Here is a 9,529-nt window from a genome sequence, read left to right as displayed (position 1 = left end):
ATTGTACCTGTTGAACGCTCCCGCCTCTCATCCTGACTCTGGCCGGCCCGCCCCCCTATATCCCCCCGTATACGGGGGGACTGGGGGGCTGGGGGACTGGGGGGCTGGGGGACTGGGGGGCTGGGATATAGGGGGGTACAGAGCGGGGCTTCCAGGACTACGTCCCGCTAGCGCGAACGGCGGATTAGCTAACCAAACTTGCTCACTTGAACCTTGACAAACAAAGCCGGGATAGCCTCAAAAAGGCTACAGTAAAGCTACGGAGGCGGAAGCGCCGCCTGAAGGTTTCTGCGGGATTCTGGGCAAAATGCTCTTATGAGATCCGTGGAATTGTCCTGGGTTGGGATTTGACGCACGGGGAGAGAGGGGTATGGGCAAAGTCATCGGGATTGACCTGGGAACCACCAACAGTTGCGTGGCGGTTTTGGAAGGGGGCAAGCCCGTGGTGATCACCAACGCCGAAGGAGGGCGCACCACCCCCAGCATCGTCGGCTTTGCCAAGAACAACGTCCGCCTGGTGGGCCAACTGGCCAAGCGTCAGGCGGTTACCAACGCCGAAAACACCATCTTCAGCATCAAACGCTTCATTGGCCGCACCTTCGCCGAAACTGAAGAAGAGCGCAAGCGAGTCCCCTACAAGGTGATCCCTGGCCGGGACAACATGGTGGAGGTGGTGGTGCAGGATCGCGCCTACACGCCCCAGGAGATCTCCGCAATGATCCTGCAAAAGCTGAAGGCCGACGCGGAGGCTTATCTGGGGGAGCCGGTGACTCAGGCGGTGATCACCGTCCCCGCCTACTTTACCGATGCCCAGCGCCAGGCCACCAAAGACGCGGGCACCATTGCCGGACTGGAGGTGTTGCGCATCATCAACGAACCGACGGCAGCCGCCCTGGCCTACGGGCTGGACAAACAAGATCAAGATCTGCGCATCTTGGTTTTCGACCTGGGTGGCGGCACCTTCGACGTCTCGGTGCTGCAACTGGGCAGCGGCGTGTTCGAGGTACAAGCCACCGCCGGCAACAACCACCTGGGCGGGGATGACTTTGACCAGAGAATTGTCGATTGGCTCAACCGCCAGTTTTTGGAGACGGAAGGGATCGACCTCTCCCGGGATCGCATGGCCTTGCAGCGGATGCGGGAGGCGGCGGAGAAGGCCAAAATCGAGCTGTCCAGCACCCAGGTTACGCTCATCAACCTGCCCTTTATCACCGCCGACGACTCCGGGCCCAAACACCTGGAAGTGGAGCTGACCCGCGCCAAGTTCGAGGAGTTGGTGCAGGATCTGGTGGAGGCTACTGTTGAGCCCACCGAGCAAGCTTTGCGGGATGCCGGCCTCTCCCCTGAGGATATCGACCGCGTGCTGCTGGTGGGTGGCTCTACTCGCATTCCCGCTGTTCAGGAGAAGATTCGGCAAATCTTCAAAAAAAACCCGGATCGCTCCGTCAACCCCGACGAGGCAGTAGCCCTTGGCGCAGCCATCCAGGCAGGGGTGGTAGGCGGAGAAGTGAAAGACCTGCTGCTGTTGGATGTGATTCCCCTCTCCATTGGCGTGGAGACCTTGGGCGGGGTATTCACCCGCATCATCGAGCGCAACACCACCATTCCCACCAGCAAAACCCAAATTTTCTCCACCGCCACCGACGGCCAGACAATGGTGGAAATCCACGTCTTGCAGGGAGAGCGAGCTATGGCCAAGGACAACAAGACCTTGGGCCGCTTTCAACTAACCGGGATCCCGCCAGCTCCCCGCGGGGTGCCCCAGATCGAAGTCTCCTTTGATATCGATGCCAACGGCATTTTGAAAGTCTCCGCCCGCGAGAAGGGGACGGGGATCGAGCAGAGCATCAAGATCACCAACCACGGCGGCTTGAGCAGCAGCGAGATCGAGCGGATGCGTCGGGAAGCCGAGGCCTACGCCGAAGAAGATCGGCGCCGGCGGCAGTTGGTGGAAGCCCGCAACCAAGCGGACAGCCTGCTCTACAACTACGAGAAGACCCTGCAGGAGCACGGCAGTCGCCTTAGCGAGATCTGCCTCCAGAGGGGGGCCCAGGCGGCGGGCACATTGAGGGCGCTGCTGGCAAATGATAACGTAGACTTAGCGACTTTACGGAATGCAATGGAAGAGCTGCGGGCTGTGCTCCTAGAGATGGGGAGTGAGATCTATGGCACTCGCTGAGGATACTCGGCGAAGGCTTTTGCTCAGCTCTGGGGCATGGCAGAGGGGCATTGCCTGGGCCATCCGGCAAGCTGTGTTTCCGGCGTCATTCGATCCTTGTTCTCTGAAGCGCTTCTATGGCTCGTGACTACTACGAAATCTTGGGGGTTAGCCGTGATAGCTCCAAGGAAGAGATTAAGCGCGCCTATCGTCGGCTGGCCCGCAAGTATCACCCTGACGTCAACAAAGAGCCAGGGGCTGAGGATCGCTTCAAGGAAATCAACCGCGCCTATGAGGTGCTCTCGGACGACGAGCTGAGGGCTCGCTACGACCGCTTTGGGGAAGCTGGGCTGAGCGGTGCGGCGGCTGCCGCCAGCGGGTTCCAGGATTTCGCCGGAATCGGTGGCTTCGCCGACCTTTTCGAGAGCTTCTTCACCAACTTTGCGGGAGGGGGAGTTGGCTACAGCCGCAGCCGCCAAGGGCCGGTACGCGGGGATGACCTGCGCTTTGACCTGAAATTGGAGTTTCTCGAGGCCATCTTCGGCGGCGAAAAGCAAATTCGCATCAGCCACTTGGAGGTCTGCCCGGTCTGTGGGGGCAGCGGGGCCAAGCCCGGCACAGATGTGAAAGTCTGCCCCACCTGTGGCGGCGCTGGTCAGGTGCGGCGGGCCACCCGCACCCCCTTTGGCAACTTTACCCAGGTCTCGATCTGCCCCACCTGCGGCGGTGCCGGCCGGGTGCTGGAAGAGCCCTGCTATAACTGCAATGGCGAGGGCCTCGCCCAGACCACCAAGAAGCTGCGCATCAACATCCCTGCCGGCGTGGACAGCGGCACCCGTCTGCGGGTTTCTGGCGAGGGGGATGCCGGTCGGCGCGGTGGCCCACCTGGGGATCTCTACGTTTACCTCTTCGTCGAGCCGGATCCCGACTTCCAGCGGGATGGTCTCACCATCTTCTCGCAGGTGCGGGTAAGCTATCTGCAGGCCATTTTGGGGGCTAAAGTCTTGGTGCCCACGGTGGACTCGAAGGCGGGCCTGGAGGAAGAGGCGGAGCTGACCATTCCGGCGGGTTCCCAGCCGGGTACGGTGCTAACTCTGGAGGGCAAGGGGGTACCTCGCCTTGGCAATCCGATGTTGCGGGGCGACCACAAAATCACCCTGGTAGTGGAGATTCCCACCCGCATCAGCTCGGAAGAGCGGGAACTGCTTATGCGCCTGGCCGAGTTGCATGGGGAACGCATCAACAAGCGGGACGGTTTCTTGGGCGGGCTGTTGCGGGGGCTGGCCCAAATGCCCGGCAACCGAGAGCGAGAAGAAGAATGACGGCAGAGGCAATTCCCCCCCACGAGGTGAAGCTGGTTCTGGATCAACGCGGGATCCCCTGCCCGCTCAACTACGTGCGCGCCAAGTTGCGCCTAGAACGCATGGCGCCGGGGGAGGTGCTGGAGCTGTGGCTGGATGCAGGAGAGCCTCTGGAGCAGGTGCCCAAGAGCCTGACGATGGCGGGGCATTACATTGAAGGGCAACAAGCGGCGCCCGAGGGACACCACATCCTCTGGGTACGCCGTGGGAATTTGGCATGAGCCACCGGAGCGCCGTCCAAGAGGAGGGGCAGGGATCCACTTGCACTGGCTGGGTGCGCGCCGCCCAGGCCAACTTTTATCGCGTGCGCATCGATCCCGAGCTGGCTGCCCTTTTTCCTGAGATCGAGGCGCATTTCCCGGCCCAAAAGCCGATGCCGGCGGAGCTTCTCTGCACTGCTCGGGCCAAGCTCAAAAAAATGGGGCAGTCGGTGATGGTGGGGGACTGGGTGGAGGTTAGCTTACCGCCGGCTGCCGACTCTCTCTGGCCGGAGCGGGGGGCAATTGAGGCCATTCTGCCGCGGCGAACTCAGTTGCCTCGACCGGCCATCGCCAACATAACCCAAGTCTTGGTGGTGATGGCCCTGGCCGAGCCGGAGCCCGAGCCCAACGCCCTCAGCCGTCTGCTGGTGCAGGCCGAGGCCAGCCACCTGCGAGTTCAGGTGGTGTTCAACAAGTGCGATTGTGTAGAGGCGGCGGTGGCAGAGAGCTGGCGACAGCGTCTGCAGCGGTGGGGGTATGAGCCTCTATTGGTCAGTGCCCTTACTGAGGCAGGGATCCCCGAGCTGCGCCGCCGCTGTCGGGATCAGATTTCGGTGGTGGCTGGCGCCTCAGGGGTAGGCAAGTCAAGCTTGCTCAACCGACTCTTGCCGGCTGTTCAGCTGACCACCCAAGCGGTGTCAGAGAAGTTGCGCCAGGGGCGGCACACCACCCGCCATGTGGAGCTGTTCCCTCTGCCAGAGGGGGGTTGGATTGCCGACTCTCCGGGGTTCAATGCCGGCGAAGGGATCCCGCCGGTTTCCCCTCAGCAGCTAATACGTTGCTTTCCGGAAGTGCGGGAGCGGCTGGGCACCTGTCAGTTTCGCGATTGCTTGCACGATCGGGAGCCGGGCTGTGGGCTGCGGGAGCTGGACTGGGAGCGGCGGGGGTTTTACCTACAGCTTTTACATGAACTCCAGGAAGCGCAAGCGGCAAACTCTGCCCCAGCTTGCCCAGGTCTCAAGCGAAGGGGGGAGGGGCACCACCTGACCTGCCGTAAGCAGAGCCATCGCATCCTAACCGATTCCGACCTAGACTGGCAAGAGGATTGAGGCGGATAGAGCCTTTGGCCCTGGTTGATTGCCTTCGCCGCTTCCTTACATGATGATGGTAGGACCTCTTGACCATGCTCCTCCAGAAACGGCCTTTTAACCCCAAGGCCTAAAACTCCCACTGAGCAGCTCCTATGGCTCTCTCGGATCCCCTTCACCTTATCGTCCAAGAGGTGCAGCAGGGCGAGTACGCAGACCGGGTAAAAAAGCTGGTTTACTTCACCTGCACCCACACTTGGACAAACGACGCTGTCAAGCTGAGCGGGGAGGAGCTAAAGGCTCTGCTGGAGCAGCTCTACCGCGAGCATGCGACCCTGGAGGACCTAGTCCGGCGTTTTCGCGACGCCATCAGCCAAATCAACAAGAAGGCTGAATACGCCCGCGTCGCCAAACTGCTGCTGAGCAAGCTCGAGCTCCTCTATCACCAGTCTCAATCGGATCCCGGCAGCCCTCTGACTGCTTCATCTGGGGATCTGCCGGCTTGGGTGGCGCCTGCGCCCAGCTTACCTGTGAGATACGGCGGCCTACAACTGCACAAGCAAGACTACGACCCGTTCGAGTTGCGGGCGGGGGTGATGCAGCAGACAAGTCCCTTGCGGGCCAAGCTGGTTTTGTTCACGGCTTTGCACCACAGGCTAGAGCCCACGGTGCAAGGGTTGGCGGCCCTACGGCGCTACAGTCTCGACGAGCTGCTCAGAGCCCTTTACGACGCCTGCAACTCCCCGCAGGAGCTGGAAGCGCGGCTGCAACAGGCGGTGCAGCAGCTCCAGGAGCCGGAGCAGGATAGCCAAGCAGCTAACGCCGTGCTGCAGATGCTGCAGCCTCTCTACGTTTACGTGTCCCAAGAAACAATGGCCGGTGGGGGGCTAGCTGCCGAGACTCTCGCCGCCGATCTCGATTGGCTCAATGGGGAAAATGCCGTCGGCACTGGCGGGACGGAGTCCAGCCGCATCACTTGGCTGGAGTCCGAAAGCCCGAACGAGGGGGAAGCGACAGCCGAGCCCCCTGCTTTTTCTGCTCCTGCCGTTCTGGCGTCAGAGCTTCCAGAACCCTGCCGCCAACTGCTGCACCGTAGCGCCGGATCCCTGATGGCCACCATCGAGAACACCCTGAGCGAGTTGGGCAACGCCCTGGACGAAGGGCTGCAGGACGAGGATCCGGACCAATACCTGAGCCTCAAACACCAGGTGCTGCGTGGCCTTCTGAAAGACGTAGAGGGATCCGCTGCCCTGTTCAGAGGGATCTTGAGTAGGCTGGAGCAGTCGGAGTGGGGTTTGCTGCGGCCCGCCGGCAATGCGGGACAGCCAGGAGAGATGGCCGAGATGCCGCTTCAGGTGGGGGATCCCTATGCCGCTCTGCGGCAGGTGCTGGCCACCAGCGAGCTGGCCCGCCAAAAGCCCCAGTTGGAGCAGGAAGTGATGCGCTTGGTGCGGCGCAGCATTGGCGCGATCAAAACCGCCATTGAAAATGCCCTGAGCGAGCTGGGCCAGGCCTTGGACGAACAGTTCCAGAGCCGTCCCCTAGAAGAAGCCTTAGTTCTCAAGTACCAGACGTTGCGCGCCTTTTTGCAGGAAGTCGAGGAGATCTCCACCAAGTTCGCCGCTTTCTTGGCCCGCATGGAGGAGGCAGAGCGCCGTCTATTTGGCCTGGTTTGAAAACCAAGCCCGCCATTCTGGGATCCCGTCAACTCGCCTGAAGTCAGAGAGAGCTGTAGCTGTAGGAGCAGCCCCCCTCTCCCAGTGGGAGAGGGGTGGGGGGTGAGGGATGCCGCTTCGCCGCTGCCAACATCCAAGACAGCGCCGGGCGCGAAAGCCCTGACCCTCCTCACCCTTGAGGGCAGAGATTCTTCGGAGTCCCGAAACGAACCTTCAAAGGCGCTGTCCAACCGCTCTGCTGTTACCCTGGCGGCCACCCTACTTTTTTGGTCGCGCCGGCGAGGCCAAGTCCTTTGCCTTCCCTAGAGCCGATAATGCTGGCGCTCCAGTGCAGTGTCTCGCTTTAGAATGGCCATGAGCGCGGGATCAGCTCTCTTCCATGGATTCTATGGATGCCAATGGATGCCAAAGATCTGCTCCGACTGTACCGGGCAGGACGGGTTAACTTTGCAGGCGAGAACCTGGCCGCTCTGGATCTGAGCCGAGCGGATTTGATCGGGATAGACCTTTCTCAGGCCGACCTGCATGGTATCAACTTGATCTTTGCCTACCTGGGGCGGGCCAAGCTGCAGAAGGCCAACTTGGTGGGAGCGAATCTCAGTGGGGCCAACCTCAGCCAGGCTGACCTGAGCGAGGCAGATCTCAGAGATGCGCATTTGCACGGCACCACGTTGCAAGGGGCGGACTTGCACGGGGCTAACTTGACGCTGGCTCTGTTGATCGACGCCAACTTGCTAGAGGCGGATCTGCGCTGGGCCAACCTCACCAGCGCCAACCTGGGGGGGGCTTGCCTGCGGGGGGCCAATCTCCGTTTCGAGAGTCGCCGGGCAGCCATGCTGCGCAGCGCCAATCTCAGCCGCGCCGACCTGAGCGGGGCCAACCTGGCGGGAGCGGATTTGACGCGGGCCGACCTAAGGGGGGCCAATCTCAAAGAGGCCAGTTTAATCGGAGCCCACTTACAGGGAGCCAACCTACAGCGGGCCTGTTTGCGCGGGGCCCTCCTCAGCAACGCCGACCTGAGGGGAGCTTCCTTTCTGGGCGGGGACCTACAGGGGGTGCAGATGGGGCGGGCCAACTTGAAGGAAGCCATGCTCAGCCAGGTCAACTTGGCGGAAGCCAACCTCAGCGAGGCAGATCTGGCGGGAGCCGATCTTTCCGCCGCCTGCCTGCGCTCGGCCAAGCTGGCGCGGACGGATCTGAGTCGGGCTAACCTGGCCGGGGCCGACCTGAGATCGGCCAGCCTGGTGGATGCCTATCTGGGCCGCACCAACCTGGAAAATGCCGATCTCCGCGAGGCCATCCTCACCCGCGCCGACCTCAGCACCGCCAACCTCGCGGGAGCCAACCTGCGCGGGGCGACTCTGCCAGATGGACGGATTGGGTGAGCAAGACGGGGATCCGCCCTGGAGAAGGTGAGGTTTTCCGCTGTCCTAGAAGCTCCACAACCGCTAGCCTACAGGGGAAGGGTGGGATCAAAGGGATCCGTGAACAGCCGCCGATTTCTGTCCTTGATGGAAGCCTTGTGGGCCGCTCTACCCTTGCCAGAATGGTTGCCGGGGGCGGGAGAGCGCTCTTGGCAGCAGACGGTGGCAGCCCTGCTCCAGCTATGGCAAGAGGTTGGACAGTTTGGCGTGGTGATCGGGGGGCCGGTCTCCTGGTGGCCCCCTTGGGTGGTGCAGGATCCCTTACCCCAACTGCCGCTGCCCATGGATGCGCTGCATCTTCCCCGCCACTCTTGGGAGCCGGCACGGGAACCCCCCTGGTTGTTCAGCCCGGATTTTTCCCCTGAGTCAATCCTCACCCCTGGGCAGACGGTGATCCCTCTCCTGCCGCGGGATCCACTGGTGGAGGAGCCTTTTCTGTTGCTGCTCACCCCTGTTTTTTCGGCAGTAGCTGCCCAGGGTCACCATCCCCACACCCGGCAGAGGGGGATGATGGTCTCTTTTGAGCCGGAGGTGATCCGACGAGCCTGGCAGAGCCTGGAGCAACGGGTTCAACAGGGCAGGCCAGACCGGCTGGCCGCTTGGCAGGAGTTGGCCCGCCACTATCCCCTGATGCAGCCGCATGTACGGGTGTTGGCCCGCTTCAGCAGCTTCCTTCTGCTGGGTAACCTGGCCGAGTTTGGATCCCCGCCCGCCCGCCTGCCCCCTGCCAGGGCAGAACAGGAGGCTGCCGCTGTGCCTCCACCGCCACCAGCAGCAAGGCAGATCCCGGCTTCTTCATCTTCCGCTTCCTCGCCGGCGCCTGAGCCTCCCGCCCACGGCCGCTCCTCCGCTCCCCAAGCCGAGCCAGAGCAAGCGGGCAGCCTCTCGGAGGCGGAGTTGTTGCGGGCTCTCATCCACGAGATCCAGACGCCCCTCAGCACCATCCGCACCTTGGTCAGCCTCATCCTGAAGCGGCGCGACCTGCCACCGCGGGTGCGGGAATACGTGGAGAAGATCGACCGCGAGTGCACCGAGCAAATCAACCGTTTCGGTCTGTTTTTCCAGGCCACAGAAACGGTCATGCCCGCTGCCACGCCAGGCGAGGGACGTCGGTTGCAACTGGAGCCGATTGCGCTGGTGGACTTGGTGCGGCAAAACCTGCCCCGCTGGCAGGAACAGGTGGAACGGCGGGGATCCCGCTTGGAGTTGGAGATCCCTGCCGAGCTGCCCGATGTGGTCAGCGATCCCAAAGCCCTGGAGGCGGTGCTATTTGGAATTATCGACCGCCTAGCCCGTAGTACTCCCGCTGGCAGCCGCATCCGCGCCCAATTGCTCAGCGCTGGCGAGCTGGTGAAGCTGCAGTTCCAGGTAAACACCCCCGAGGGGAGCGACACCCCTAGCCTGGAACTTAAGTCCCCTCAGCCAATTGGCCAGTTGTTGGTGGTGCAGCCAGATACCGGGGCCATTAGCCTCAGCCTGCCAGTAGCCCGAACCCTGTTCCGAGCTTTGGGGGGCTATCTCACTGTGCGCCATCGGGCTCGGCAAGGGGAAATTCTCAATATCTACTTACCCCGCCAGCTCTAGTCCGCCGGCCTGGAGCCGGTCTGAAGTGGCAAATCCCA

The 9,529-nt window shown here is 62.3% G+C and carries 7 protein-coding genes; all 7 read left to right on the top strand.

Features of this window, described 5'->3' with window-relative positions; translation table 11 throughout:
* Positions 1-370 precede the first annotated feature (370 nt).
* The gene (dnaK, locus tag ACVWXC_RS08325) at positions 371-2,179 is read left to right on the top strand and encodes a molecular chaperone DnaK (protein WP_011429677.1); all 1,809 of its coding nucleotides are present in this window, start codon (positions 371-373) and stop codon (positions 2,177-2,179) included.
* 116 nt (positions 2,180-2,295) lie between these two features.
* Positions 2,296-3,480, top strand: coding sequence for a molecular chaperone DnaJ (dnaJ, locus tag ACVWXC_RS08320; protein WP_011429678.1), 1,185 nt, complete (start codon positions 2,296-2,298; stop codon positions 3,478-3,480).
* Positions 3,477-3,740, top strand: a complete 264-nt coding sequence (locus ACVWXC_RS08315) for a sulfurtransferase TusA family protein (protein WP_011429679.1) — start codon at positions 3,477-3,479, stop codon at positions 3,738-3,740. The genes dnaJ and ACVWXC_RS08315 overlap by 4 nt, the downstream gene beginning before the upstream one ends.
* A complete protein-coding gene (gene rsgA, locus ACVWXC_RS08310) occupies positions 3,737-4,828 on the top strand; it encodes a ribosome small subunit-dependent GTPase A (protein WP_457392025.1) in 1,092 nt (363 codons plus the stop codon). The genes ACVWXC_RS08315 and rsgA overlap by 4 nt, the downstream gene beginning before the upstream one ends.
* Before the next feature lie 134 nt (positions 4,829-4,962).
* On the top strand, positions 4,963-6,483 hold the full coding sequence (locus ACVWXC_RS08305; protein WP_457392028.1) for a hypothetical protein: 1,521 nt from the start codon (positions 4,963-4,965) through the stop codon (positions 6,481-6,483).
* A gap of 398 nt (positions 6,484-6,881) precedes the next feature.
* On the top strand, positions 6,882-7,868 hold the full coding sequence (locus tag ACVWXC_RS08300; RefSeq protein ID WP_168173637.1) for a pentapeptide repeat-containing protein: 987 nt from the start codon (positions 6,882-6,884) through the stop codon (positions 7,866-7,868).
* 99 nt (positions 7,869-7,967) lie between these two features.
* The gene (locus ACVWXC_RS08295) at positions 7,968-9,491 is read left to right on the top strand and encodes a sensor histidine kinase (RefSeq protein WP_240527721.1); all 1,524 of its coding nucleotides are present in this window, start codon (positions 7,968-7,970) and stop codon (positions 9,489-9,491) included.
* Positions 9,492-9,529 lie beyond the last annotated feature (38 nt).

This window comes from Thermostichus sp. OS-CIW-20 (genome assembly GCF_054061455.1).
Note: the sequence above shows the minus strand (reverse complement) of the source record. Positions and strands in the feature narration are given on the sequence as shown.

Bases quoted from the DNA above. Each gene is read 5' to 3' on its own strand.
- dnaJ (WP_011429678.1), top strand. From the start codon at position 2,296: ATGGCTCGTGACTACTACGAAATCTTGGGGGTTAGCCGTGATAGCTCC.
- ACVWXC_RS08315 (WP_011429679.1), top strand. From the start codon at position 3,477: ATGACGGCAGAGGCAATTCCCCCCCACGAGGTGAAGCTGGTTCTGGAT.
- rsgA (WP_457392025.1), top strand. From the start codon at position 3,737: ATGAGCCACCGGAGCGCCGTCCAAGAGGAGGGGCAGGGATCCACTTGC.
- dnaK (WP_011429677.1), top strand. From the start codon at position 371: ATGGGCAAAGTCATCGGGATTGACCTGGGAACCACCAACAGTTGCGTG.
- ACVWXC_RS08300 (WP_168173637.1), top strand. From the start codon at position 6,882: ATGGATGCCAAAGATCTGCTCCGACTGTACCGGGCAGGACGGGTTAAC.
- ACVWXC_RS08305 (WP_457392028.1), top strand. From the start codon at position 4,963: ATGGCTCTCTCGGATCCCCTTCACCTTATCGTCCAAGAGGTGCAGCAG.